The sequence below is a fragment of the Acinetobacter sp. CIP 101934 genome (assembly GCF_000369585.1).
GTDB lineage: Bacteria > Pseudomonadota > Gammaproteobacteria > Pseudomonadales > Moraxellaceae > Acinetobacter > Acinetobacter schindleri.
Window position 1 is genome coordinate 676,624 of the sequence record NZ_KB850094.1, and the last position, 25,889, is coordinate 702,512.

Sequence of the window (25,889 nt, forward strand, 5' to 3'; positions counted from 1 at the left end):
ATCTCTACCTTTATGTGAGGAGGGATTATTCCTTAAAGTCCCTTCTCCCTCTGGGAGAAGGTTAGGATGAGGGGCTTTTAAAACTTTCTTTTTCGGGATGAGAAATATATTCCGCAAGAGGATGAGGTTAATAGATTTAATTGCCCACATCGCCCCTTGCGGAATTGTTTAAAGCAGTGCTTAAACAATTCCTCAGGATTTAAACCACCAAATTCACTAATTTATTCGGTACCACAATTTCTTTCTTAGTTGGACCCGTCAAGAATTGTTGAACTTCTGGCAATGCTTTCGCTTGTGCAAGAATGTCGTCTTTAGATGCATCAACAGACACCTCAAGCTTGCCACGAAGTTTACCGTTGACCTGAACCACGATGGTTTGCGTATTACGGGTTAATGCAGATTCATCAACGCTTGGGAATTGAGCAGAAGTTAACTCAATACCAAACTGCGCCAATAAAGTCTGGCTTAAGTGTGGTGCAAACGGTGCAAGCAACGTTAAAAGCGTAATGATCGATTCACGAGCAACAGCCACGTCATTGTCATCTTTCGCTTCAAACTTGTTGTTTGCGTTCAGAAGTTCCATCATCGCTGCAATGGCAGTGTTAAATGCATGACGACGTTCAATGTCATCACCCACTTTTTGGATGGTTTCATGCGTCTTACGGCGTAAGTCTTGTGCAGCAGTTGAAAGCGATGCTTTGTCGATAGTTACAGCAGCATTACCTTGTTCAAGGAAGCCCGTTGCCAAACGCCATACACGTTTCAAAAAGCGGTTTGCACCTTCCACACCTGCATCCGACCATTCTAAAGATTGATCTGGTGGAGCAGCAAACATCATGAATACACGTGCAGTGTCTGCGCCGTATTGGTCAATAATCGCTTGAGGGTCGATCCCGTTGTTTTTCGACTTCGACATCTTCTCTTGACCGCCAACGATAACGTCTTGACCATCTTCTTTGTATTTCGCAGAAGTGATACGACCTTTTTCGTCTTTTTCAAGCTCGATGTCCGCAGGGTTAAACCATGTTTTCTTGCCTGACTCTGCTTCACGGTAATAGGTATCAGCAAGCACCATACCTTGTGTTAAAAGGTTAGTGAATGGTTCGTTACCTTGTACCACGCCTTCATCACGCATCAATTTGTGGAAGAAACGTGCATAAAGCAAATGCAGAATCGCGTGTTCAACACCACCGATGTATTGGTTGACAGGAAGCCAGGTTTGACCCGCTTCAGGTTTCACCATGCCATCTGTAAAGTCTGGAGATGCATAACGTGCATAGTACCAAGATGATTCTACGAATGTGTCTAGCGTATCGGTTTCACGACGTGCGTCGCCACCACAGCAAGGACATTTAGTTTCGTAGAACTCAGGCATTTTGTTCAATGGGTTGCCTGAACCGTCTGGCACCACATCAGTTGGAAGTACAACAGGAAGTTGATCTTCAGGCACTGGCACTTGACCACACGTTGGGCAGTTGATCATTGGAATTGGACAACCCCAATAACGCTGACGAGAGACACCCCAGTCACGTAAACGGAATTGAACTTTTACATTTGCAAGACCTTGTGGCTCAAGTTTCGCTAAGAATGCATCAAATGCGCCTTGGAAATCTAAACCGTCAAATTCGCCTGAATTGACCAATTTGCCTTCTTTCGAACCGTACCATTCTTGCCATTGTGTTGCATCAAAGTCCGCATCATCTGCGCCTTTGGCATCAATCACTTGCTTGATGGTTAAGCCATATTTGTTGGCAAATTCGAAGTCACGTTCATCGTGTGAAGGTACTGCCATCACCGCACCTGAACCGTATGACATCAACACATAGTTTGCGATCCAAACTGGAACTTGTTCACCTGTTACAGGGTGCTTAACTGACAAACCTGTTGCCATGCCTTTCTTCTCGGCAGTGGCAAGATCCGCTTCTGCCACAGAACCCATACGGCATTCTTCAATAAATGCTTTTAATTCAGGATTCGTTTCAGCCGCTTTTAGCGCCATTGGGTGTTCTGCTGCAACAGCAACATAAGTCACACCCATCAAGGTGTCGGCACGTGTGGTAAATACAGTTAGACCATCTGAGTAAACTTCAGGATTTGCTGAAGGGAAGGTAATTTCCATACCTTGCGAGCGACCAATCCAGTTACGTTGCATGGTCAAGACTTGTTGTGGCCAACCATCTTTAAGTGTGTCTAGGTCATCCAATAATTCTTGCGCATAGTCTGTGATGCGGAAGTAGTACATTGGAATATCACGTTTTTCTACCAATGCACCTGAACGCCAGCCGCGACCATTTTCAACTTGTTCGTTGGCAAGAACTGTTTGATCGACTGGATCCCAGTTCACGGTTGAAAGTTTACGGTAGATCAGGCCTTTTTTATAAAGCTGAACAAATAACCATTGTTCCCAGCGGTAGTATTCAGGTGTGCAGGTTGCGAATTCACGATCCCAGTCCACTGCAAGACCTAACTTTTTCAACTGATTACGCATGTAATCAATGTTTTCAAAGGTCCATTTTGCAGGGGCAACCTGATGCGCAATTGCTGCATTTTCCGCAGGTAAGCCAAAAGCGTCCCAACCCATTGGTTGAAGCACAGTTTCACCTTTTAAACGGTGGAAACGGCTGATCACGTCACCAATCGTATAGTTACGCACATGACCCATATGCAGTTTGCCACTTGGGTAAGGGAACATCGAGAGGATATAACGACGTGGACCTTCTACAGTGTCGGCAACTTTAAAGGCTTTCTGCGATTCCCAGTCCTGTTGGACTTGAGGCTCAATCGCACTGGCTTGGTATTCTGAGTCAATGTGAGTAGTCATATACGTAATACAAGAGAACGGTTAAAAAATTATGAGGCACAGCATAGCGCAAAATGCACTTATAGTGAATTTTGCACTCACATTTCCCGAAGAAAAAACGACTGTCCTATTAAAGGGATGCCTTATAAAGCGACTGCACGCTTTTTAGATTGTTGCAAGGCTTCGTTCGCTTCGCGTTGCTGCTGGTCTTGATTCGCTGGAGCTTGAGGCGATTGTTGCAGCTGTTCTTGAGATGCGTGCTCAGTTTGTTCAGCAGGTTCAGTATTTCTAGGAGGGGTTGGGGCTGAATTTTTCCAGCCATAAGTTTCTACTTTACCTGCTTTTTTTGCATTTTTTGGCGGTGGTGTTTTGGTGTAATGCGTTACTCCCTTGGCATCGACCCATTTATAGTATTGATTTGCCATGGTGTTTCCACTCATAAAACAGAGTAGAAGGGTGTTTGTTAACATGGCAAACAGTGAACGTCTCATGGTTATCGATCCTTTGCAGTCTCAGCATTTAGGTTGTGCATATTGTAGTCAGTTTAAATAATTAGAGGAGTATTTTTATTGACTTTTCGTAATAAATGTAGAAAAAGCTAATTGAAGAAAATATAAACAGACCAATAAGTAAATTTATTTATAAACATTAAAATCAAAAAATAGAAAAATTCATTCATTTTTTTTATATAAGGCATACTAAAATTTTATAGAAATAAATATTTATGATAATGATTTTATTAAATATTTTTGCTAGATAAAGAAGGTCTATGAAGCTATATCTTGAATAAAAGTTTAGAAAAACAGCAAAAACCCTATAAGTTAGATGAAACAGAGTGTTTTTTGAACTTGACTTTAGAGACTGAAAACACAAAAATGCTGCAATAGTTTTATATGCCTTAGATCGATCACCCTTCGAATAAGTGTCATTTCATGCAGTGGGCGATTTCTCTAGCCGAGAAATTGAACAAAGCTAAGCAAAATATGTTTATCCCAACATGTTTTAGGTCTTGTATTGCTCGAACAGTAAAGAGACCAGATTTTTTTTCCTATTGCTATGAAAACTATGAAATTTATGTGCTATAACAGTGCAGACAGTTAATGAATGAACACTGCAAATGCCTCCCATTTGTGCAGTGAATAATATTAGGGTGAATCACGTTGGAACTTTTATCTGGTGGTGAAATGCTCGTTCGCGCATTAGCGGATGAAGGCGTTGAACATGTTTTTGGATATCCAGGCGGCGCAGTTCTACATATCTACGACGCGCTATTTCAACAAGACAAAATTAATCATTACCTCGTACGTCACGAACAAGCTGCCGGCCATATGGCAGATGCATACTCGCGCGTAACAGGTAAAACTGGTGTCGTGCTTGTGACATCAGGTCCGGGCGCAACCAATACCGTAACTCCAATTGCAACAGCTTATATGGATTCCATTCCAATGGTGATCCTGTCTGGTCAGGTTGCAAGTCACTTAATTGGTGAGGATGCGTTCCAGGAAACGGACATGGTTGGTATTTCCCGTCCGATTGTAAAGCACAGCTTCCAGGTTCGTCATGCCAGCGAAATTCCGGCAATTATCAAAAAAGCATTCTATATCGCTGCTTCTGGTCGTCCAGGTCCAGTCGTTGTTGATATTCCGAAAGATGCGACCAATCCAGCAGAGAAATTTGCTTACGAATATCCTGAAAAAGTGAAGATGCGTTCGTATCAGCCACCATACCGTGGTCATTCAGGTCAAATCCGTAAAGCGATTGACGAACTGATTCATGCGAAACGCCCAGTGATTTATTCTGGCGGTGGTGTGGTTCAAGGCAATGCTTCAGCACAATTGACTGAACTTGCACATCTGTTGGGCTTCCCAGTAACCAATACCTTGATGGGTCTTGGTGCATTCCCGGGCGATGATCCACAGTTCCTAGGCATGCTCGGTATGCACGGTACTTACGAAGCCAACATGAGCATGCACAATGCAGACGTGATTCTGTGTATTGGTGCGCGTTTCGATGACCGTGTAACCAATAATCCTGCGAAATTCTGTCCAAATGCCAAAGTCATTCACATTGATATTGACCCAGCGACAATTTCTAAAACCATCATGGCGCACATTCCAATCGTGGGTGCAGTAGAGCCTGTACTAAACGAAATGCTAAACCAGCTGAAACAGATGAATGTGTCCAAGCCAAATCCTGAAGCGATTGCGGCATGGTGGAAGCAAATTGATGAATGGCGTCAAGTGAACTGCTTGAAGTTTGATCTACCGACTGATGGTTCGATGAAGCCTCAACAAGTAGTTCGTGCGCTCGACAAAGTGACCAATGGCGAAGCGATCATCACCTCTGACGTGGGTCAGCACCAGATGTTCGGCGCATTGCACTATCGCTACAAGCGTCCACGTCAATGGATCAACTCAGGTGGTTTAGGAACGATGGGCGTAGGTCTGCCATATGCAATGGCGGCTAAGCTTGCATTTCCGGATCAGCAAGTGGTGTGTATCACTGGTGAAGCATCGATCCAGATGTGTATCCAGGAGCTTTCAACCTGTAAGCAATACGGCTTGAACGTGAAAATTCTGTGCCTGAACAACCGTGCATTGGGTATGGTAAAACAGTGGCAGGATATGAACTATGAAGGTCGTCACTCTAGCTCTTATGTAGAATCATTGCCGGACTTTGCAAAATTGATGGAAGCTTATGGTCATGTTGGTATTCAGATTGATCATGCAGATGAGCTTGAGTCTAAGCTTGAAGAGGCGATGGCAATCAATGATAAGTGCGTATTTATTAACGTAATGGTTGATCGCTCTGAGCACGTTTATCCGATGCTTATTGCAGGTCAGTCAATGCAGGATATGTGGTTGGCAAAAGGGGAGCGCACAGCATGAGACATATCATCTCTGTACTTGTTGAAAATGAAGCAGGCGCGCTTTCCCGTTTAGTGGGTTTATTCTCACAACGTGGCTACAACATCGAAACATTGAACGTTGCGCCAACTGAAGATCCTACACTTTCTCGTTTGACATTGACCACTTATGGCGATGATCACAAGATCGAACAAATTACTAAACAGCTGAATAAATTAGTTGAAGTGGTAAAAGTAGTGGATCTGTCAGAAGGTGCGCATATTGAACGTGAACTGATGCTCATTAAAGTCAAAGCACTCGGTTCATCGCGTGATGAAATCAAACGTACTGCCGATATTTTCCGTGGTCAGATTGTTGATGTAACACCAACGACTTATACCATTCAAATTGCAGGTACAACTGAAAAGGTGGATGCGTTTATTGAGGCACTTGCAGAACATACCATTTTAGAAGTGGTTCGTTCAGGTGTTTCGGGTATCGCACGCGGCGAAAAAGTACTCACCATCTAAATTTTAAGTATTTCCTCATCTGAATAAGAAGGGGGTATCAGGCAGTGTAAATACAAGATTCACTGCCTGGTTAAACAGACAAACAAGCATTAAGCGGAGACAGCAATGCAAATTTTTTACGATAAAGACTGCGACTTATCTATCATCCAATCTAAGAAAGTAGCGATCATTGGTTATGGTTCACAAGGTCACGCGCACGCGCTTAACCTTAAAGATTCTGGTGTAGACGTAACTGTAGGTCTTCGCGCTGGTTCTACTTCTTGGAAAAAAGCTGAAAACGCTGGTCTTAAAGTTGCTGAAGTTCCTGCTGCTGTTGCTCAAGCTGACGTAGTGATGATCTTGACTCCAGACGAGTTCCAAGCACAACTTTATCGTGACGTAATCGAGCCAAACATCAAAGAAGGCGCGACTCTTGCATTTGCTCACGGTTTCTCTGTTCTTTACAACCAGGTTGTTCCACGTGCTGATCTTGACGTAATCATGGTTGCGCCTAAAGCGCCTGGTCACACTGTGCGTTCTGAATATCAACGTGGTTCAGGTGTTCCTGACCTGATCGCTATTCATCAAGATGCTTCTGGTAACGCTCGTAACGTTGCGCTTTCTTATGCATCAGGTGTTGGTGGTGGCCGTACAGGTATCATCGAAACTTCTTTCCGTGAAGAAACTGAAACTGACTTATTTGGTGAGCAAGCAGTTCTTTGTGGTGGTGCTGTTGAATTGGTTAAAATGGGCTTCGAAACTTTGGTTGAAGCTGGTTATGCGCCTGAAATGGCATACTTCGAATGTCTACACGAACTTAAATTGATCGTTGACTTAATGTTCGAAGGCGGTATCGCGGACATGAACTACTCAGTATCTAACAACGCTGAATACGGCGAATATGTAACGGGTACTGAAGTTATTAACGAACAGTCTCGTGAAGCAATGCGCAATGCACTTAAACGTATTCAATCAGGTGAATATGCGAAGATGTTCATCCAAGAAGGTGCGTTGAACTACCCATCTATGACTGCACGTCGTCGTCAAAATGCTGCTCACGGTATCGAAGTAACGGGTAACAAACTTCGTGCGATGATGCCTTGGATTCAAGCGAACAAGATTGTAGATAAAGAAAAGAACTAAGTTCTAATTTCTAAGTCTAAAAGCCCTTGTTTTTAACAGGGGCTTTTTTGATGTCTTGTAAAAACAAAACTGATTTATTTGAGTTGAACTTCATGCCTCAAATAGATGAAAACAGTGTGCTTTCACTTCTTGTGCTTCATTCAAAGCAGTGCTTTGCCTCCTTACACTTCTTACAAAACAGTGTTTTGTACTCGTTCATACCTTAGATTCAATAAAATAAGATCGTTATAAAGAGTAAAACTAATTTCTCGGATCATTTGATTTAAAGGAAAAAACCACTCAAATTGAATGGTGTTTTTATATTTTTATTTTTAGAAATGTAAATTATTGGGTTTAAAAATAATTAATTAATTATTTATTGATTATTAATTTTCTTTGATAATTTGGAAATGTGGATAATTAGATCTAAGGGTGGATTATACTAACTTAATAAATAAAATAAGCTATAGGAAGATAATGGTTTATATGATTAATTGAAAATTATTCTTAAGTATTAACAGGTCTTAAAAAAATCAGAAGCAATTAAATTTTTTATATTTAAAATGAAAAATAATTTAATTATTTTAATATAAAGTTAATTGAATTATTATTTGAACTGAATTTATATCCAGTAAAATTATCGTAAAATTTAAGGTTGAATGAATTTGTATAGAAAAAGAAATAAAAGTCATTAATTATGATACAAGTATTAAAATAGTGAAAAATAATTTATTAAGTTATTGATTGTAAAAATTTAATTATTTATGTTAAATGGTTTTTTGATGAGAAGGATAATGTAAATATATGAATAATCAAAAAAAATAAAAGTAGTAATTTTTTTATTTTAAAATATTGGATTGTAAATTGTAAGGTTTTGTAAGATTTTAATATTTAATGAAACTATTTTTTATTTAATATAAATAAAATAAAAACAATAACTTATTTTTAATTGATCTTTTAGATTGAAAATATTGATAGAAAATTAGTTTTTATAAATTTCTCTTTAATTCGTCTTAATTGCAAAATTCGAAAAAATAATTCTTTAGAATATAGTGATCTAAGACAAAAGTGTGCCTTTGTTAAAGAATAATAAAACATATTGTGAAAGTTATCACATTTGTATGTTTTGGAACTAATAATAATAAGATAAGCCTACGGTTAGGTAGCTACACTCATAACAATAAGAGTTTTGCATTAACCGTTCTTCGAAATAAATATTTATATTCTTTTAAAAGAATGGAGAAAAAAATGAATAAAATAGTTCTAACAGCATTAGCATCAGTTGTACTTGGCTTAGGATCAGCAAGTGTATATGCAGGTGGCCCAGATCGTGGCCCAGGTCCATCTAAACCGACTAAACCACATAAACCAGGCAAGTATGCTTGTGGTGATAAGTGTGATGGAAAAATTAATGTAGTTCTAGATGTCGCTCGACATTGCGACCTAGATGTCGTAGATGAAACCTTAACGCTGGCTCAAGCACAAAATGGTACTTGGACAGATACAGGAACATTTAATGTACGTACAAATGCACCATACAGACTGCAAATCTCAGCACCAAATACCTTAACTGGAGCGGGTGGCGCAGTACCGGTACAAGTGAGCACACGTCAAAATGGCGCTGCTGATGTGTACAATGGTGGTACTTTAGCTAGTACAGGCAATGCAGATCAGGCATTTAATGTAACTGCAACAGTTGCACAAAATGATTATAACAACGCTGATGCTGGTACTTACCGTGGTACTTATACAGTAGCGGTTCGATTCTAAAAATAAGAAAATCATTCTTATAAAATAGTTACACCGTTAGGAGATGTTTTAAACATCTCCTACTTTAATATAAAAAATTAATAATAATTATATTTAAATATTTGGAGTCAAAGGTGAATATAAAATTAATAGGGTTGCTAATTGCGCTTCTCTACAGTGCTTCTTTGTCTGCAGGAATTAAATTTAATCCGATACAATTAAATATCCAAGATTTTAAAAGACAAAAAAGTACTACGGTTAATATCGAAAGTACTGGTCTATCTAAATCTAAAATCTATGAAGTTAATGCATTTAAATGGCAGCAGGATGAAAAAGGAGAAGATGTTCTTGTAGAAGATAGAACTTTATTATTTAATCCAAAAACTTTTGAACTTAAACCAGAAAGTAAGCAGATTGTGCGTATTGGCTTTAGTCAGCCGCCGGAAAACCTGGAAAAACAACAGTCTTGGAGAGTAGTTTTTAAGGAAGTAACACCAGTTGCAGAGGAGTCTGCGATTAACTTTTTATTTAATTTTTCTTTACCACTTTTTGCTGGAAAGGTAGTTCCTCCAAAGCTCAGTGTGGATCTACACAAAATTAATAATATAGCCTATCTCAATATTATTAATTCAGAAAATTCTTTTGCGAAAATTACTGAAGTTGTTGTACTCGATAATAAAAATAATGAATTACTTCGACAAGATTTAGCTTTGTATGTGTTAAGCGGTAATAAAATTAAATTTGAATTAGGTGAAATTAAAACTGGGAACATAGCCAAATTAAAAATTAAATTAGATGAGCAGGCAGGGTATTTAGAGTTTCCAGTAAAAGGGTGATAGTTCTATCTCAGAAAAATAAGAAATAGTAAAAGGATCATGCTATGAAAGCCACAAAACTTTTCCTAATGATTGCATGTGGTATGGGAGTGATAAATGCAAATGCAGAACTTAGTCAAGAATCAAATCAACTAAAAAGTCCAGAAGTACTTATCGTTAATATATGGATCAATGGTGTGGATTATCACACTGAAACTGTAACATTTTCTGAGAATGGGAAAAGATTTGTTGAATGTGAAGCTTTATCTGATATTGGAATACGGGTAGAAAAAATTTCACGACACCTGGCTAAGAAAGATTTTTGTTCCTTAACACAGCCAGGAATTACAGTCGAGGATGATTATAGTCTTCAGGCGATTAAAATCTTCTTTCCTGCAGATTTTTTCGTAGGAACCGATTATGAGCTGGAAATAGAAGTTCCGGAAAAAGCAAACTTTGGTGGCTTTGTGAACTATAGTCTGTTTTATGGTAAGGATGAAGAAGATCAGGAGTTTAATACGTTCTCAGAGTTTGGAATCTTTAAAGATTATTGGTTGTTTAAAAATGCGTTTCTCTATCGGAATGAACCTGAGGAAACAGAACAAACGTTTTTGCGCGTAAACAGTACCTTAGATATCGATTTTCCGACAAAATTTTTAAAGCTGACTTTCGGTGATACGACCAGTCCTTATAACTTGCTAAATAATTCTTTTCGTTTTGGTGGTTTAAGCTTTGGAACCAATTATATTGATCGTCCTGATTTTGTGTATTGGAATATCCCAGCCTTAAATGGTAGCGCCAGCTTACCCTCTACGGTAGATCTTTTTATTAATGGTGTAAGACTTTACCGGGATTCAATCACCCCAGGTAATTACAATTTACCAGCTGGAGGAGTCGTCAATCAGGCAGGTGATGCTCAAATTGTGGTGGAAGATATACTTGGAAATCGTACTGTTCGGAGTTTTCCTGTTTATATTAATAGCCGGTTATTGAAGCCAAAACTAAATGAATACAATATTTCGTTAGGAAAGCTGCGTTATAACTATGATCTTGTGGATGATGATTATCGTGATTTTTTTAGCAAACTCTATTTTCGCCGAGGGATCACCTCTTCTACAACATTGGGCCTAGATTTACTTTATAGTGAAGATGTTAGCAATGTAGATGTGTTGTGGACCCAAGGTATCAGTAAGTATTTTCTTTTAGATACCGCCGTATCAGCAAGCAAGGCAGATCGTATAGATGAGCAAGGTTATGCTGCTGCAGTTGGCTTGAGTCGAAGTTCCCAATACTGGTCAGTTGGCTTAAATAGTCGATATTTTACGCAAGAGTATCAATATTTAAATACTGATTTATATGATTCCGAAATTGAGACTTCAAGTATTTTATATTTTAACTTTTCTAATCTTAAAATTATTGATGGTCTAAATTTTAATTTTATTTATCAATCTTATCATAATGAATTTGATGATTCACCTAGAGAAGACCGTAAGTTTTTTGATATTAGAGCGACAAAAGGTCTAACGAGAAACTTATATACGGATTTTGGCTATTATAAAGATTTTAGTGAGGACGGAGATCAGGGATTTCGTATCGCCTTTTATTATAACTGGGGCGAACGAGGGCGGATTTCTCTGGATCATGATACCGCAGACAATGAAACAAGTTTAAGTTATGCCCATCGAACCATGACCCAGAATGGCTTTGATTATGTCGTGGGTGTAAACCGAAGTGATGAAGAAATTAACTACAATGCTTATGGTTTATGGAAAACCAGCGTAGGTAACTTGCAATTATCTCATGATGAATATGAGGATCGCCGTAATTCACAAGTTACATTTGATGGCGCATTAGTTTGGATGGGGAATAAAGTTGCATTGACCAAATATGCCGATAACGCTTTTGCCTTGGTTAATGTGGACCAACATTCAGATATTGATATTTATCGCTCGGCAACACGTGTAGGAAGTACCAATAAACAAGGGTATATGTTTGTTCATAATCTTATTCCTTATATTCATTATGACATTTCTTTTGATCATAACCAGCTGGCAATGGATGAAACTTTTGAACACTCTTCTAAGAAACTGGTGGGCTTAGATCAACGCGGATATCGTCTGGATTTTCCGATTTATAAAACAAAACGGGTTGCTGTCAAACTTAAGGATGCACAGCAAAATTCGCTGGTTGCAGGGTCTGAAGTTCTTGTAGACGGACTCAGTCAGGAAGCTTCTTTTGTTGATAGCCAGGGTATGGTCTATCTTTATTTATTTAAGGCAGGTGCATATAACCTGAAAATTAAAACTCAAGGCGGAAAGCAATGCCAGGCACAATTTAATCTAAATGAAATACAATTCCAGAATGCGGACAAACATGTTTTTGAAACGGTTTGCAAGTAGGAGAAAACTATAATGAAACAACTCTTGTTATTAATAGCAGTATCCGCGATGAGCACCATGGCATCTGCTCAATATTGTTCAATTGATGGTTTTGCTAATGATGAGCTTCGTTTGCAAAGCTACCAGCGTAGCCAGGCAGCCACGTCTTTTAATATCAGTTGTGATACTGGTTATTCAATTTTATTTAATAGCCAAAATCTGGTTAGTACTGATGGTATGAGTTATGTATCTAATGGCGCCTATAAACTCCGCACTAAGTTAAATTTAAGAGGAGCAAGCGGTAATGCGTGGGGAGTACCACTCCAACAGAGCGCAGCCCAGCGACAGAAATTTATCGTATCTGTTCAACTGGTAGATAATCCTTTTAATGGTGTTCCAGCAGGTACTTATCGTGATCGGATTTCAGTCGATATTAATTTCTAAATTTGATTTAAATAATTCGGTAGCTAAGAATCGATAAAATGGACTGAAAATATTACAGGAAGCCAAACGGTGAAATTCCATCATGCAAAACAAAAATTAATGGAGATGGATTTAAAAGGTTGCGTAGTATTAAATCATCTTTCGCATTCTGGACGTGTGGCTGCTTTTTTCAAAATTATCAGCCGGCTTGGCAATGGCGTATTCTGGTACGTGATGATCATCGCTACCTGGGCGCTACAAGGTTTATTATACAGCCTACAAATGCTGTATTTAATTCTGGGAAGTACTGTTGGTACGGCAATCTACAAGGTACTAAAAACCAAAACTGTACGCCCCCGACCTTATCAGGTGCATCAGCTTATTCGTCTCGGTGACCATCCTCTAGACTATTACAGTTTTCCCTCAGGACATACCCTGCATGCCGTCATGGCAACGACGATGCTGGGTTATGCAGTTCCAGTTCTACTGATTTTAATGCTGCCTTTTACTGTGTTGGTCGCAGCCTCACGAATGATACTCGGTCTGCATTATCCGAGTGATGTAGCAATGGGGGCTGTCATCGGTATAACTGTGGCGGTAAGTTTTATATCTCTGGCACCGCTCTTGAACATTGTGTTATAAAAATATAGCTCTGGAACCGTTAAACACTCGCAGATTCTGCCAGATTTGCTAAAGTACCACATCGAAGCAAATGGCTATTAGGAATAGATATGGGTTTACGTTGGACTGATACTCTTGATATCGCAATTGAACTGTATGAAGCACACCCGGACGTGGATCCGCAATGGATTCGTTTTACTGATTTGCATGCATGGGTTTGTGCACTTCCAGACTTTGAAGATAATCCTGAAAAATCAACTGAAGGTCTGCTTGAAGCCATTCAAATGGCATGGATTGACGAGGCGCGCTAGGACCTAATCTAAAAAAGCGATTTTTTTACAGAGTAAAAGCAGAAAATTGCGGATTATCTCGGTATAATGCGCCAAATTTTCATGTCAACCATTGACTAAAGGAGCCAATCATGGCTATTGAACGTACATTATCTATCGTTAAACCAGATGCAGTTGCTAAAAACGTAATCGGTGAAATCTTTGCTCGTTTCGAAAAAGCGGGTCTTAAAATTGTTGCTACTAAAATGAAGCACCTGACTCAAGCTGAAGCTGAAGGCTTCTACGCTGAGCACAAAGAACGTGGTTTCTTTGGTGACCTAGTTGCATTCATGACTTCTGGTCCAGTTGTTGTTTCAGTTCTTGAAGGTGAAAACGCAGTTCTTGCTCACCGTGAAATCCTTGGCGCGACTAACCCTAAAGAAGCTGCTCCTGGTACTATCCGTGCAGATTTCGCTGTAAGCATCGACGAAAATGCTGCTCACGGTTCTGACTCTGTAGCATCTGCTGATCGTGAAGTTAACTACTTCTTCGCTCAAACTGAGATTGCTCCACGTACTCGTTAATTCGCAGTATTCAAGCCAGATAAGTGTTATTATACTTATCTGGCTTTTTTATTCCCTGAATAATTCTTTGCTCAGATATTGAGCTTCTCCTTTCATCTTTAGACATGGTTTAGGTAATACATATGAGTACTGAAGCAGTCGCTGTATCAGCAGTTTCTGAGGCACAGCAACACACTCCATCCGCTCCAGCACAGCAAAAGGCTGTCGAGAAAGTGAACTTACTTGGCATGTCACGTCCGCAAATGGAAAAATTCTTCGAAGATATGGGTGAGAAGAAGTTTCGTGCCGGACAGGTGATGAAGTGGATTCACCAATTTTTTGTGACTGATTTTGCTGAGATGACCAATATCTCAGGCAAGTTGCGTGAAAAGCTGGAAAAGATTTGTGAAATTAAAGCGCCCGAAGTGGTGCATAAAAATTATTCTAAAGACGGTACGCGTAAATGGGTGTTCCGTGTCGGTGATGGTGAAGGTTCACTGGTTGAAACTGTCCTCATTCCAGCAGAAGATAAAACTGGCTCACGTAAGACCTTATGTATTTCTTCACAGGTGGGCTGTGCGCTGGACTGTTCATTCTGTTCAACGGGTAAACAGGGTTTCCAGCGTGATTTAAGCCAAGCTGAAATTATCGGCCAGTTATGGATGGCAAACTATTCCTATATGGAAGATGTGCCCGTGCTTGAGCGTGAGCGTTCAGTGACCAATGTCGTTATGATGGGGATGGGCGAACCGTTATTGAATTACGATGCTGTACTCAATTCAATGCGTATCATGCTGGATGACTTTGCCTACGGTATGTCAAAACGCCGTGTGACACTATCAACATCAGGTGTGGTGCCTAAAATTGACCAATTGGCTCAAGATATTGATGTCGCTCTGGCGATTTCATTGCATGCACCTAATGATGAACTGCGTAATGAACTCGTGCCAATCAATAAAAAATATCCGCTTGAGCAACTTATTGCAGCATGTCAGCGCTATATCACTAAAGATGGCAATGAAAGCGCACGTAAACATGTCACCATTGAATATGTCATGCTGGACGGCGTGAATGACAAACCGGAACATGCCCAGCAGATGATTAAATTATTGAAGAATTTGCCAAGCAAAATTAACCTGATTCCATTTAATCCGTTCCCGCATGCGCCTTATGGCCGCTCAAGCCGTAACCGTATTATTTCTTTCCAAAAAACTTTGTCTGATGCAGGTTTTGTGTGTACGATTCGTCAGACACGTGGTGATGATATTGATGCTGCGTGTGGTCAATTAGTGGGACAAGTTGCTGACCGTACCCGTCGTGCGGAACAGTGGAAGAAGAAAATCGCGCAGTCCAATGAGATTATGCGCTCACAAGGATAACAAGAGGTCACCAATTGAGAAATCTGACATCTAAAATTGCTTTTATTACAACAGTATGTGTTTCTATTGCTCTATCTGGCTGTCAAACGGCAGAAGTGGGTAAAAAGGATCCTAAAAAAGCGACCCAGGTGCGTACTCAATTGGCGGTTGAATATCTGAAGACTGGTGATCTGGATTCAGCGAAAAGAGCGCTAGATGAGGCGCTTAAAATTAATTCACGTGATGCTCAAGCCAATATGATGATGGGTGTTTTGTTACAGCAGGAAGGCAGTAAGCTGAACTTGGATCGTGCCGAAACTTATTTTAAGCGCGCGATTTCAGCCGAACCTAAAAATGCACAGGCACGTAACAATTATGGCACCTATTTGTATCAGCTTGAACGTTATAATGATGCAATTGAACAGTTTGCAATTGCAGGCGCGACACTGGGCTATGACCAGCGTTATCTTGCGCTTGAAAATATGGGACGGATCTACCTGAAGCAGGGCAATCTGGTGAATGCTGAAAAATCATTCAAACAGGCCCTGCAAGCCAATCGCGATTCTTACATTTCAATGTTAGAGTTGGCAGAGATTTTTTATCTGAATCAGCAGTTCCCGGCGGCGTCGAATATGTATCAACAATTTGTACGTTCAGTGGGACAGAAAAACCAGGGTGCTCGTGCGCTCTGGATCGGCATTCGTACTGCGCGTGCCGAGGGTGATCAAATGGGCATGCAAGTATTGGTCAATCAATTGCGCGCATTATTCCCTGAAAGCCCGGAATACCAACGTTATTTGCAATTACAGTACACTACTGAGGCCGTATGGAAGTAAATCCTAATTCACCATCGAATAATTCGAGCGTAGCGCCAAACGCGTTAGGAAATGTTCAACGTCCAGGTGAGTACTTGCGCCAGATTCGTATCAACCAGAAACTTGAGCTGGAAGATGTTGAAAGTGAACTGAATATTCCAGTCAAAACTTTGACTGCACTGGAACAGGATGATTATAAAGCTTTACCGGAAGCGACCTTTATCAAGGGTTATTATCGTACTTATGCGAAGTTCTTAGGCGTCGATGCATCGAATATCATTCAACGTTTTGATGAGATTTATGCCAATGATACCGGTCTGTTACCGAATCATGCCTTGAACAATTCCCCAATCAAGATTATGGGTAAATTACCAGGCTCTAATCGTGACCGTAACCGTAAATGGTTAAAACGCGGTTTAATCGCATTAGTGGCGTTAGCAGTTTTAGGTGCATTGGTCGCGATGATCCAAAACTGGTCAGGCAATAGTAGCGCTGAAGTGGAACCGGAAGTAATGACTCAGGCATCAGACGTTGAAATCATTAATATGGATTCCAATGCAACAGTATCTGGTGATCAGCTAAAACTTGAATTTAGCCGTCCTACTTCAGTCCATATTATTGACTCAACCGGTAAAGTGCTTGCTACTGGTCGTCAATCATCAACATTGGATTTAAATGGTGAAACTCCATTTCAGATCCGTCTTGATGATGCAACCGCTGTGGCCATGACCCTGAATAACGAAAATATTTCATTGTCACCATATACTGTAAACGGAAAAGCAGAATTCCGTTTATCACGTTAATGGCAAGAGAGTAGAAACAAATCATGATTGTGAATCCGATTCAACGCCGTCTAACCCGCAAGATTCGTGTTGGTTCTGTTTATGTCGGTGGTGATGCACCTATCAGCATCCAGAGTATGACCAATACCGAAACCTGTGATGTAGCTGCAACGGTCGCACAGATCCAGCGTTGTGTCGATGCGGGTGCTGATATCATGCGTGTTTCTGTACCAAGTATGGAAGCAGCGGCAGCGTTTGGGGAAATCCGTAAACAGGTGAGTGTGCCATTGGTTGCAGACATTCACTTCGACTACAAAATTGCCCTAGCAGTAGCTGACTTGGGCGCAGACTGTCTGCGTATTAACCCAGGTAACATCGGTTCAGAAGCCAAGATTCGTGAAGTCGTGGCAGCTGCGCGTCATAACGATATCTCGATGCGTATTGGTGTCAATGCTGGTTCATTAGAAAAAGACATCCAGAAAAAATATGGCGAGCCGACAGGCGAAGCACTGCTTGAATCGGCGATGCGTCATATCGATATTTTAGACCGTTTAGATTTCCATGAATTTAAAATATCGGTAAAAGCATCAAATGTGTTCCTGACCATGGATGCTTATCGCCTGCTGTCTAAACAGATTGATAATCCGCTGCACTTGGGTGTGACTGAGGCGGGCATTTACCGTACAGGTTCGGTGAAGTCTGCAATCGCCCTTGGTGGTCTGTTGATGGAAGGCATTGGTGACACCATGCGTATTTCATTGGCAGCAGAACCTGAAGAAGAAGTGAAGATCGGTTTTGATATTTTAAAATCACTGGGTTTACGTTCTAATGGGATTAACTTCATTGCCTGCCCGAGCTGCTCACGTCAGGAATTTAACGTAATTAAAGTGATGCAATCGCTTGAAGAACGTTTGGAAGATATTCGTACACCAATGGATGTATCGGTGATCGGCTGTAAAGTAAATGGTCCGGGTGAAGCTAAGGAAGCCGACATTGGTGTAGTAGGTGCAAGTCCACGTTCACTGGTGTATCGTAATGGCGAAAAGAGCCATTTAATCGATACCAATCAACTGGTTGATGAAATCGAAGCTATGGTTCGTCAACGTGTTTCCGAGCTTGAAGAAGCTAAATCTAAAGAAATTATTCGTACAAGTTTTCCTGAGTAGATCATGAGTTCAATCGTCGCAATCAAAGGTTTTAATGACATTCTCCCAACGCAAACCCCAGCTTGGAGACGTCTTGAACAGCATTTATCGGGCCTAATGGATGCCTATGGCTATCAACAAATTCGTTTGCCAATCGTTGAACAGACCAATCTGTTCAAACGTTCAATCGGTGATGCAACGGATATCGTTGAAAAAGAAATGTACACTTTTCTGGACAAAGGCAATCCACCGGAGTCTTTGACGCTGCGTCCTGAGGGTACAGCAGGTTGCGTACGTGCCATGCTTGAGCATAACCTGCTGCGTGGTGCGACCCCGAAAGTGTGGTATGTCGGACCTATGTTCCGTTATGAAAAACCACAAAAAGGCCGTTACCGTCAGTTCCACCAGTTTGGTGTGGAAACTTTTGGTGTAGCAACGCCAGATCAAGATGCTGAATTGATTTTAATGACAGCGCGTTTATGGAAACGTATGGGTGTTGCCGATAAAGTCCAGCTTGAACTCAACACTTTGGGTGAGTCGGATGAACGTGCGGCATACCGCGCGGCATTGGTTGAATTCTTGGAAGCGCATAAAACCGATCTGGATGAAGATTCTCAGCGTCGTTTGACCACGAATCCATTACGTATCCTGGATTCTAAAGATGCCAAAACTCAGTCTATTTTAGAAAATGCACCTAAACTGCATGACTTTATGGGTGAAGAAACACTGGCGCACTTTAACCAGTTACAGCAATACTTGACTGATGCAGGCGTCAGCTTTGTCATCAACCAGAAACTGGTACGTGGTCTGGATTACTACAACAAAACCGTATTTGAATGGACCACAACGCATTTAGGTTCACAGGGTACAGTCTGTGCCGGCGGTCGTTATGATGGTCTGGTGGGTCAGTTAAAAGGTAAGGCAGACCAGTCTGTATCTGCGGTTGGTTTTGCGATGGGGATGGAGCGCTTACTACTTTTACTGGAGCAAGTTGAAGACAACACACCTGTACGTGATTGTGAAGTATTCCTGGTGGCAGACCCTGCTTCTCAAGGTCAGGCACTGGTATTAGCTGAACAGATTCGTGACCAGTTAGAAGCTGCCGGGAGTAGCATTCGCCTGAAAGTTGGCTCACAAGGTTCAATGAAATCGCAAATGAAAAAGGCAGACCAGTCTGGTGCGATCTATGCCGTGATTATGGGTGAACGTGAACTGGAAGCACAGACTTTTACCGTAAAAGAGCTGGCAACGGCAGAGCAATCAGATGTGCCATTTACTGATTTTGTGGCATTCTTCACAACTAAAATTTCTTCAAAATAATCGATAAAACATTAGGAAAGGGGTAATCACATGAGCGCAATTGGTGGTGATGAACAACTTGAAAGTTTGAAATCCTTCACAAAGAAGTATGGCTCTTCAATCATTACCGGGATTCTGGTTGCGCTGATTGCCTTTTTTGGATGGGAATATTGGCAGAAGAAGAACCTGGCGGAGTCGCAGAAGCAAACGGCCAAGGTACAGCAGTTAATGGATGATGCACGTTCTACTCAGGGCGATGCGTTTGCTAAACTGTCTGATACTGCGGACAAGATTGTCAAGGAAGCACCTGACTCAGCGCAGGCGATTCAGACTCAGCTAGTAATGGCAAAACTGGCTTATGACAAAGAAGATTATGCAGCAGCTGAACGTGCACTGAAGAAAGTTGAAAACTCCAAGGTGGATGATGCAGGTCTGGTGCAAGTAGTTAAACTTCGTCTGGCATATGCCCAGCTGGCACAGAAAAAATATGATGCAGCATTGAAAACTTTAGAAGCGGTGAATGAGCCTGCTTTTAAAGCAACTGCGGATGAAGCACGTGGAGATATCTATGTTGCCAAAAATGATATTGAAAATGCCAAGAAAGTGTATCAAAGTGCATGGGATACTTTGGTAGAACGCAAAGAAGAACGTCAGATTTTACAAATTAAACTAGAAAGTGTTGGCGTATTGGTCGATGATCCTGAAATTGAACGCCCGATTATAGATACACAAGTGGAAGAAACTGAATGAATAGAAAATACAAACTCACCTGTGCCTTAACCGTTTTAACCCTTGCTTTGGCAGGTTGTGCGGGGAAAACCATTAAAGTGGAAGAAGCCAAGCCAAATCCACTTCCTAAACTTGCACAGGCAAAATCACTAGTTCCTGTATTTTCTAGCAGTGTTTCTTCTACGGATGAAGCAGATCCATTACGTTTACGCCTCGATGCAGACAACGGTGTGATTTTTGCCATTAATCCAAATGGGGAAATTTCTGCTTATCAGGGCAAGCAACGTCTTTGGCAGAAAAAAGTGTCTAAAGCCGGCTTAAGCGCGGGTGTGGAGGCGGCTTCTGGTCTGGTGATTGCAGGCAATACCAAAGGTCAGCTGTTTGCTTTAGATCAGCAGACGGGTGAACAACGTTGGGCTGCCCAATTGTCGGGGGCCATTATTGCACCCTCTTTAGTGCACGCAGACCGTGTGATTACCGTAGCGAATGACGGTATGGTCTTCGCTCATGAAGTCAGTACTGGTAAACAGGTGTGGACTTATAAGCTACCTAATGTACAATTCAGCCTGCGTGGTATAGCGGCGCCAGTTGCACTTGACCCACGTCATGTACTGATTGCTTCAGCAAATGGCTATATTTATGCTCTGGATGCAGTTACTGGCGTGCCAAAAATGCAGCGCCGTGTAGCGGTATCTGATGGTCGCTCCGATATTCAACGTTTGAATGATCTTGATGGTGAGCCGGTCGTTGCTGGTCAGTTTGTAGTAACAACCAGCTATCAAGGTCAGGTGACTGTGCTTGATCTGGCTTCACAGCAGGTGATCTGGAGTGAAGATGCCAGCAGTATCCAGCGTCCAGAAGTTGTAGGTAACGGTGTCTTTGTTGCCCAGACTGATGGTAAAATCACCGCCTATGAAATTACGTCTGGCCAGAAACTCTGGGAAAATGACCAGCTGTTAAACCGTCAGCTGAGCAACCCGGTCATGCTGGGTACAGACCTTGTAGTCGGTGACCTGGACGGTGTATTACACTTGATTGATCCGTCTACTGGACAGATTGTTGGTCGTTCCAAGACTTCTGGTGAAGTTCGCACACTGCGTGTGATCGACAACCAGCTCTATGTGTCGACACGTAAGGGTGCTTACAGTATCTGGCAGAATCGTTAATTTTTCTGTGGCTTATGCTAAAATAAGCCAACCGTATTTTTTACGCGGGGTGATTGAATGTTCAATGCCCCGTGTTTTTATTTATTTTAGGCTTTAATCCTATTCCCATTTTCTTCCAGAACTTTCTGATGTTCAGGCCATTTTTAGACAGCCTGATATTGAATAAAGGTTAATCTATGAAACCCGTAATTGCGCTCATTGGTCGTCCGAACGTCGGAAAATCAACTCTGTTCAACCAGATAACCAAGAGCCGTGACGCATTGGTGGCAGACTTTGCAGGTCTGACACGTGACCGTAAGTATGGCGATGCTGTCTATCAAAATAAATCCTTCATTGTCGTTGATACTGGCGGTATCGGTGAGAACGAAGGTGGGATCGACTCTTACATGGCAGAGCAGTCTAAAACTGCAATCCATGAAGCAGATATGATCATCTTTGTGGTCGATGCACGTGCCGGATTGTTGGCATCTGATGAACAGATTGCCCGTGAGCTGCGTACTTTGGGTAAAAAAGTCTTCCTCGTTGCGAACAAGGTAGATGGAGTACACGCAGAAGCTGCTTTAGTTGAGTTCTATAAACTTGGCATGGGCGAGCCGATGCAAGTGGCGGCGAGTCATGGTCGTGGTGTACAGCAGATGCTTGAAGAAGTACTTGCAGATGTGCCTGAAGATGAGTCTGAAGCTGAACACGATAAAAATACCGGTTTGCGTTTAGCGATTATTGGTCGTCCGAACGTTGGTAAATCCACCTTGGTCAACCGTTTACTGGGTGAAGAGCGTGTGGTGGCATTTGACCAGCCTGGTACAACACGTGACTCGATTTACATTCCATTTGAACGTGATGGCCGTAAATACACTTTGATCGATACCGCAGGTGTACGTCGTAAAGGTAAAGTCGATGAGATGATTGAGAAATTCTCAATCGTGAAAACTTTGCAGGCGATGAAAGATGCGCACGTGGTTGTCGTAGTTGTTGATGCACGTGAAGGAATTGTAGAGCAGGACTTGCACTTGATCGGTTATGCGATTGAAGCAGGTCGTGCCATGGTGATTGCGATCAATAAATGGGACAACATGTCTGAATATGATCGTAAGCAGTGCAAGCTGGATGTGGAACGTCGTTTTGACTTCATTCCATGGGCGAAGATTCACTTGATCTCTGCATTACATGGTACCGGTGTCGGTGAGCTTTATCCTTCGATCCACCGTGCCTATGATTCTTCACACCTGAAAGTCTCTCCTGCAAAAATCACCCAGATTCTGCAAGATGCGACTGAAGCTCACCAGCCGCCAACTGTTCAAGGCCGTCGTATCAAAATGCGTTATGCGCACATTGGCGGTCAGAATCCACCGACCATTGTCATTCATGGTAACAAGGTCGATAAAACTCCTGCGGATTACCGTCGTTACCTGGAAAATGTGTTCCGCAAAGTTTATAAACTTGAAGGTACACCAGTAAGAATTGAATTTAAAACTTCAGAAAACCCGTTCGAAGGTCGTAAGTCACAACTGGACGAACGTACTGCTGCGCGTCGCCGTCGTTATGTACAGAAATTCAAGAAAGCTGAGAAGAAATTCAAACGCGGTTAATCTGTATTTGAATAAAGTAAAAAGCCTGCAATAGCAGGCTTTTTTGTGCTTTCACCATAGAGGTCTGAACTGTTTTATAATTCACTTGAGCAATAAAGGACCATGTGATGCGTCAGATTCGAATTGATTTACACAAACTGCCAGTTCAAGCCATATCTGGCGGACTAACGCGTCAAGCGTATCTCCAGCAACGTAAACAACACATCGTTCAATTGCGAAATCAGTATTTATCCAGTGCTTTGAATTTCTCAATTTGCGATCATGATCTTGCACGTGCAGAGCATGGCAAACCCTATCTCAAAGACCACTCAAATATTGCCTTTAACCATAGCCATAGCCAAAATTTTTATGCACTTGCCATGAGCCAAACAGTCAAAGAAATTGGGGTGGATGTTGAAGAATTAAGCCGTAAAGTTCGTTTTGATGCATTGGCACGGCATGCCTTTCACCCTGAAGAATACGCAACCTGGCAACAGCTAGACAGTGATCCTGAATACTGGTTTAAGGTCTGGACTACCAAAGAAGCAGTATTAAAAGCACATGGTATGGGTATTCGTATGAACTTAAGTGAGCTCAATACTAAAGTACATCCACAGCAGCAGGGTGGCCTGTGTCAGCATGCGCAGCTTGGGGTCTTTGGATTTCAAAACTATGTATTTGGTGATTGTGTGCTCAGCGTGGCATGGCAGGCTGAGCAGTCCTGTCGTGGCTTCAGTTTTCCACAGATTCAGATTTACCAGTATCCGGTAGCATAAACAGGGGGATATAAGAATCAGGGTTTTCGGGCAATTAGCAAATTACTCATGCGGTTCACAAACTGCGGACTGAAACGTGACAAATGGTATAAGAACTGGCTTTTAAAGCCGACTGGCTGATGGGTAGGAACCAGTAAATTGTCCTTGCGCTGTACCAGTTTTAAAATATCCTGAGCGACATCTTCTGCACTCAAATGTACGCCCATTTTCTTGATGCTTTCTGCCTGCATATCCTGAACCATTGCAGTGCGCACAAAAAGTGGCATCACATCCATGACCCGGATGCCATGCTTGTGCCATTCAATATCCAGGCTTTCTGTCAGGCCTCGTACGGCAAATTTACTGGTCGCATAAGAAGCGAGATCAGCCTGACCATAGATCGCGGAAGCAGAGGAAAGGTTAATGACCCGGGCAAAAGCAGCACGCTCCAGAAAGGGAAAGGCCGCATGACAGCCATTGATCACACCCTTGATATTAATATCGACCGTATGATGGTGTGCTTCAATGGGGGTCTTTTCAAAATTTCCTGAATAGAGAATGCCGGCATTATTCACCAGAATATTGATCTTGCCTGCCCAGGCTTCAAAATCTTCTAAGGCGGTTTGCCAGGATGCATAACTGGCGACATCCAGATAACCTGCATGCGCATTCGGGCCTAACTGTTCAGCCAGTTGTTCGGCAAGGCTAATATTCAGATCGTAAATACCGACCTTGTAATCCTCGTGGCAAAATAGGCTGGCAACAGCAGCACCGATTCCTTGTGCTGCACCGCTAATAAAGATACTGTGCATTGAGCTCACCTCCATGTTGATTGTTTTTAGAGCATAGCAAACATTGAGCAAAAGATATTTTCTTGTCCGATAAAATAAAGAGGTTTTAAGGTGGAACAATTACTGAGCATCATGCGAGAACTACGTGAAAAATGTCCGTGGGATCAACAGCAGACACCTGAATCATTAACGCGTTATGCGATTGAAGAGGCGTATGAAGTTGAAGCGGCTGTTCGTTCCGGTAAGGCTGAAGATGTACGTGATGAGCTGGGTGACCTGTTATTACAAGTGGTTTTTCAGTCGCAGATGTACAGTGAGCAAGGTGCTTTTAATTTCCAGGATGTAGTACAGGCGATTAGCGATAAATTAATCCGCCGTCATCCGCATGTATTTCAGGCTGAACAGTTTTCCAAACTCAGCCCTGAAGATGTGGCTGTATTGTGGAAAAAGATTAAGGCACAAGAAAAACAGGATAAGCCCCGTTCCCGTCTGGATGACGTGAAACATGCACCGTCACTCGTACAGGCAGATGAAATCCAGAAAAATGTGGCAAAAATTGGTTTTGATTTTCCTGATGTGGATGGTGCATTCGGTAAGCTTGAAGAAGAGTTAGGTGAATTTAAAGAGGCAATGGTAGGACAGAAATCCGACGAAATTCTGGAAGAATTTGGTGATTGCTTATTCTCTCTGGTTAATGTTGGTCGTAAACTTGGAATTTCGAGTGAGATGGCACTATTAGGTACCATCCATAAATTCCGTACTCGATTTGCCTTGATGGAACATCAGGCAGTACAACAGAATCTGAATATAGAAGACCTGTCACTGACTGAACTGGATCAGTTGTGGGAACAGGCGAAACAAGAATTAAAACAACGGGCCATGCATGAAAATCATAAAACTTCAGCCAATCAGCAGAGAACTGATTAGTATTATCCTCACAATTTTATCTGTACTGTGCAGTTCGTTTGCAGCTGCTGCTCAAAATGAAAGTTACGCCGACTGGAAGGCTAAACAGCAACAATATGATGCACGGCTGAAACAACAGCAGAATCAGCCATCCCAAAATCATAGCAATCACTATCTGGCGAAGCCGGAGCTTGCAGCTGTTTCCAGTGCAGACAGGATCCGGCTGAATTCCGCTACGGTCGAGCAGTTGCAGCAGCTGCATGGCATTGGTCAGAAGAAAGCAGAAGCAATTATTGAATATCGCAACACGCATGGCAAGTTTAAACGTGTTGAGGATATTCAGCTGGTCAAGGGGATTGGTCCCGCACTATTTGCTAAAAATCAAGCTCGACTGGCGCTGTAAATCATCTAAATTTAAAGTGAATCCTCTATCATTGCTGGATACAGGATTGACATAATCAAATTGCCCTTTAGCCGTGT

The 25,889-nt window shown here is 41.8% G+C and carries 24 protein-coding genes; 21 read left to right on the forward strand and 3 right to left on the reverse strand.

What is annotated here, in order from left to right; all coding sequences use genetic code 11:
* Positions 1 to 199 precede the first annotated feature (199 nt).
* Both leuS and F899_RS03655 read right to left on the reverse strand, forming a co-directional pair.
* Entirely contained in the window at positions 200 to 2,821 is a 2,622-nt protein-coding gene (leuS, locus tag F899_RS03650) for a leucine--tRNA ligase (protein ID WP_005220939.1), read from the reverse strand.
* A gap of 122 nt (positions 2,822 to 2,943) precedes the next feature.
* Positions 2,944 to 3,270 (reverse strand): DUF4124 domain-containing protein, encoded by a 327-nt coding sequence (locus F899_RS03655; protein ID WP_227591025.1) that lies wholly within the window; start codon positions 3,268 to 3,270, stop codon positions 2,944 to 2,946.
* A gap of 690 nt (positions 3,271 to 3,960) precedes the next feature.
* On the opposite strand from F899_RS03655, the gene F899_RS03660 reads away from it, so the two are divergent.
* From F899_RS03660 to F899_RS03750, 19 genes are all read left to right on the forward strand, one after another.
* The gene (locus F899_RS03660) at positions 3,961 to 5,688 is read left to right on the forward strand and encodes an acetolactate synthase 3 large subunit (protein ID WP_004813127.1); all 1,728 of its coding nucleotides are present in this window, start codon (positions 3,961 to 3,963) and stop codon (positions 5,686 to 5,688) included.
* Complete coding sequence (ilvN, locus tag F899_RS03665; protein ID WP_005220941.1) at positions 5,685 to 6,176, forward strand: acetolactate synthase small subunit; 492 nt, start codon at positions 5,685 to 5,687, stop codon at positions 6,174 to 6,176. Before F899_RS03660 ends, ilvN begins: the two co-directional genes overlap by 4 nt.
* 105 nt (positions 6,177 to 6,281) lie before the next feature.
* Positions 6,282 to 7,298, forward strand: coding sequence for a ketol-acid reductoisomerase (gene ilvC, locus F899_RS03670; protein WP_004813124.1), 1,017 nt, complete (start codon positions 6,282 to 6,284; stop codon positions 7,296 to 7,298).
* Positions 7,299 to 8,525: 1,227 nt separating this feature from the next.
* Complete coding sequence (locus tag F899_RS03675) at positions 8,526 to 9,047, forward strand: DUF4402 domain-containing protein (RefSeq protein WP_005220942.1); 522 nt, start codon at positions 8,526 to 8,528, stop codon at positions 9,045 to 9,047.
* A 113-nt stretch (positions 9,048 to 9,160) separates the two neighbouring features.
* The gene (locus F899_RS03680) at positions 9,161 to 9,862 is read left to right on the forward strand and encodes a fimbrial biogenesis chaperone (protein ID WP_005220943.1); all 702 of its coding nucleotides are present in this window, start codon (positions 9,161 to 9,163) and stop codon (positions 9,860 to 9,862) included.
* 44 nt (positions 9,863 to 9,906) lie between these two features.
* Positions 9,907 to 12,240 carry a fimbria/pilus outer membrane usher protein gene (locus tag F899_RS03685; protein ID WP_005220945.1) on the forward strand — a complete coding sequence of 778 codons (2,334 nt, stop codon included), beginning with the start codon at positions 9,907 to 9,909 and terminating at the stop codon, positions 12,238 to 12,240.
* A gap of 12 nt (positions 12,241 to 12,252) precedes the next feature.
* Positions 12,253 to 12,663 carry a hypothetical protein gene (locus F899_RS03690; RefSeq protein WP_004890015.1) on the forward strand — a complete coding sequence of 137 codons (411 nt, stop codon included), beginning with the start codon at positions 12,253 to 12,255 and terminating at the stop codon, positions 12,661 to 12,663.
* A gap of 69 nt (positions 12,664 to 12,732) precedes the next feature.
* Positions 12,733 to 13,284 carry a phosphatase PAP2 family protein gene (locus F899_RS03695; RefSeq protein ID WP_005220946.1) on the forward strand — a complete coding sequence of 184 codons (552 nt, stop codon included), beginning with the start codon at positions 12,733 to 12,735 and terminating at the stop codon, positions 13,282 to 13,284.
* 89 nt (positions 13,285 to 13,373) lie between these two features.
* Positions 13,374 to 13,574: a Fe-S cluster assembly protein IscX gene (gene iscX / locus F899_RS03700; protein WP_004813114.1), complete on the forward strand. Its 201-nt coding sequence runs from the start codon at positions 13,374 to 13,376 to the stop codon at positions 13,572 to 13,574.
* 110 nt (positions 13,575 to 13,684) lie between these two features.
* Positions 13,685 to 14,116, forward strand: coding sequence for a nucleoside-diphosphate kinase (gene ndk / locus F899_RS03705; RefSeq protein WP_004813112.1), 432 nt, complete (start codon positions 13,685 to 13,687; stop codon positions 14,114 to 14,116).
* Between the two features lie 122 nt (positions 14,117 to 14,238).
* Positions 14,239 to 15,474, forward strand: a complete 1,236-nt coding sequence (rlmN, locus tag F899_RS03710) for a dual-specificity RNA methyltransferase RlmN (RefSeq protein WP_005220948.1) — start codon at positions 14,239 to 14,241, stop codon at positions 15,472 to 15,474.
* A 14-nt stretch (positions 15,475 to 15,488) separates the two neighbouring features.
* The gene (gene pilW, locus F899_RS03715) at positions 15,489 to 16,289 is read left to right on the forward strand and encodes a type IV pilus biogenesis/stability protein PilW (protein WP_004813108.1); all 801 of its coding nucleotides are present in this window, start codon (positions 15,489 to 15,491) and stop codon (positions 16,287 to 16,289) included.
* Positions 16,280 to 17,071 carry a helix-turn-helix domain-containing protein gene (locus F899_RS03720; RefSeq protein ID WP_004813106.1) on the forward strand — a complete coding sequence of 264 codons (792 nt, stop codon included), beginning with the start codon at positions 16,280 to 16,282 and terminating at the stop codon, positions 17,069 to 17,071. The genes pilW and F899_RS03720 overlap by 10 nt, the downstream gene beginning before the upstream one ends.
* A gap of 23 nt (positions 17,072 to 17,094) precedes the next feature.
* Positions 17,095 to 18,216 carry a flavodoxin-dependent (E)-4-hydroxy-3-methylbut-2-enyl-diphosphate synthase gene (gene ispG, locus F899_RS03725; RefSeq protein WP_004813104.1) on the forward strand — a complete coding sequence of 374 codons (1,122 nt, stop codon included), beginning with the start codon at positions 17,095 to 17,097 and terminating at the stop codon, positions 18,214 to 18,216.
* A 3-nt stretch (positions 18,217 to 18,219) separates the two neighbouring features.
* Positions 18,220 to 19,515 (forward strand): histidine--tRNA ligase, encoded by a 1,296-nt coding sequence (gene hisS / locus F899_RS03730; RefSeq protein WP_004813102.1) that lies wholly within the window; start codon positions 18,220 to 18,222, stop codon positions 19,513 to 19,515.
* Between the two features lie 30 nt (positions 19,516 to 19,545).
* Positions 19,546 to 20,244, forward strand: a complete 699-nt coding sequence (locus F899_RS03735; protein WP_004813100.1) for a YfgM family protein — start codon at positions 19,546 to 19,548, stop codon at positions 20,242 to 20,244.
* Positions 20,241 to 21,389: an outer membrane protein assembly factor BamB gene (gene bamB / locus F899_RS03740; RefSeq protein WP_004813098.1), complete on the forward strand. Its 1,149-nt coding sequence runs from the start codon at positions 20,241 to 20,243 to the stop codon at positions 21,387 to 21,389. Before F899_RS03735 ends, bamB begins: the two co-directional genes overlap by 4 nt.
* A 176-nt stretch (positions 21,390 to 21,565) precedes the next feature.
* Positions 21,566 to 22,978 (forward strand): ribosome biogenesis GTPase Der, encoded by a 1,413-nt coding sequence (gene der, locus F899_RS03745; RefSeq protein WP_005220952.1) that lies wholly within the window; start codon positions 21,566 to 21,568, stop codon positions 22,976 to 22,978.
* Positions 22,979 to 23,085: 107 nt separating this feature from the next.
* Positions 23,086 to 23,733: a 4'-phosphopantetheinyl transferase family protein gene (locus F899_RS03750; protein ID WP_005220954.1), complete on the forward strand. Its 648-nt coding sequence runs from the start codon at positions 23,086 to 23,088 to the stop codon at positions 23,731 to 23,733.
* 17 nt (positions 23,734 to 23,750) lie between these two features.
* Here the strand turns inward: F899_RS03750 and F899_RS03755 are convergent, their stop codons facing one another.
* Positions 23,751 to 24,524 carry an SDR family oxidoreductase gene (locus F899_RS03755; protein ID WP_004889988.1) on the reverse strand — a complete coding sequence of 258 codons (774 nt, stop codon included), beginning with the start codon at positions 24,522 to 24,524 and terminating at the stop codon, positions 23,751 to 23,753.
* Positions 24,525 to 24,614: 90 nt separating this feature from the next.
* Between F899_RS03755 and mazG the strand changes: the two genes are divergently transcribed.
* Together mazG and F899_RS03765 are read left to right on the forward strand one after the other, a co-directional pair.
* Positions 24,615 to 25,430: a nucleoside triphosphate pyrophosphohydrolase gene (mazG, locus tag F899_RS03760; protein WP_004889985.1), complete on the forward strand. Its 816-nt coding sequence runs from the start codon at positions 24,615 to 24,617 to the stop codon at positions 25,428 to 25,430.
* Complete coding sequence (locus F899_RS03765) at positions 25,387 to 25,812, forward strand: ComEA family DNA-binding protein (RefSeq protein ID WP_005220956.1); 426 nt, start codon at positions 25,387 to 25,389, stop codon at positions 25,810 to 25,812. Before mazG ends, F899_RS03765 begins: the two co-directional genes overlap by 44 nt.
* Positions 25,813 to 25,889 lie beyond the last annotated feature (77 nt).

Coding starts and splice junctions, on each gene's coding strand:
- F899_RS03685 (WP_005220945.1), top strand. CDS start 9,907: ATGAAAGCCACAAAACTTTTCCTAATGATTGCATGTGGTATGGGAGTG.
- ispG (WP_004813104.1), top strand. CDS start 17,095: ATGATTGTGAATCCGATTCAACGCCGTCTAACCCGCAAGATTCGTGTT.
- F899_RS03675 (WP_005220942.1), top strand. CDS start 8,526: ATGAATAAAATAGTTCTAACAGCATTAGCATCAGTTGTACTTGGCTTA.
- F899_RS03690 (WP_004890015.1), top strand. CDS start 12,253: ATGAAACAACTCTTGTTATTAATAGCAGTATCCGCGATGAGCACCATG.
- der (WP_005220952.1), top strand. CDS start 21,566: ATGAAACCCGTAATTGCGCTCATTGGTCGTCCGAACGTCGGAAAATCA.
- F899_RS03750 (WP_005220954.1), top strand. CDS start 23,086: ATGCGTCAGATTCGAATTGATTTACACAAACTGCCAGTTCAAGCCATA.
- F899_RS03735 (WP_004813100.1), top strand. CDS start 19,546: ATGAGCGCAATTGGTGGTGATGAACAACTTGAAAGTTTGAAATCCTTC.
- F899_RS03720 (WP_004813106.1), top strand. CDS start 16,280: ATGGAAGTAAATCCTAATTCACCATCGAATAATTCGAGCGTAGCGCCA.
- F899_RS03755 (WP_004889988.1), bottom strand. CDS start 24,524: ATGCACAGTATCTTTATTAGCGGTGCAGCACAAGGAATCGGTGCTGCT.
- rlmN (WP_005220948.1), top strand. CDS start 14,239: ATGAGTACTGAAGCAGTCGCTGTATCAGCAGTTTCTGAGGCACAGCAA.
- bamB (WP_004813098.1), top strand. CDS start 20,241: ATGAATAGAAAATACAAACTCACCTGTGCCTTAACCGTTTTAACCCTT.
- F899_RS03655 (WP_227591025.1), bottom strand. CDS start 3,270: ATGTTAACAAACACCCTTCTACTCTGTTTTATGAGTGGAAACACCATG.
- leuS (WP_005220939.1), bottom strand. CDS start 2,821: ATGACTACTCACATTGACTCAGAATACCAAGCCAGTGCGATTGAGCCT.
- F899_RS03765 (WP_005220956.1), top strand. CDS start 25,387: ATGAAAATCATAAAACTTCAGCCAATCAGCAGAGAACTGATTAGTATT.
- hisS (WP_004813102.1), top strand. CDS start 18,220: ATGAGTTCAATCGTCGCAATCAAAGGTTTTAATGACATTCTCCCAACG.
- ilvN (WP_005220941.1), top strand. CDS start 5,685: ATGAGACATATCATCTCTGTACTTGTTGAAAATGAAGCAGGCGCGCTT.
- iscX (WP_004813114.1), top strand. CDS start 13,374: ATGGGTTTACGTTGGACTGATACTCTTGATATCGCAATTGAACTGTAT.
- ilvC (WP_004813124.1), top strand. CDS start 6,282: ATGCAAATTTTTTACGATAAAGACTGCGACTTATCTATCATCCAATCT.
- ndk (WP_004813112.1), top strand. CDS start 13,685: ATGGCTATTGAACGTACATTATCTATCGTTAAACCAGATGCAGTTGCT.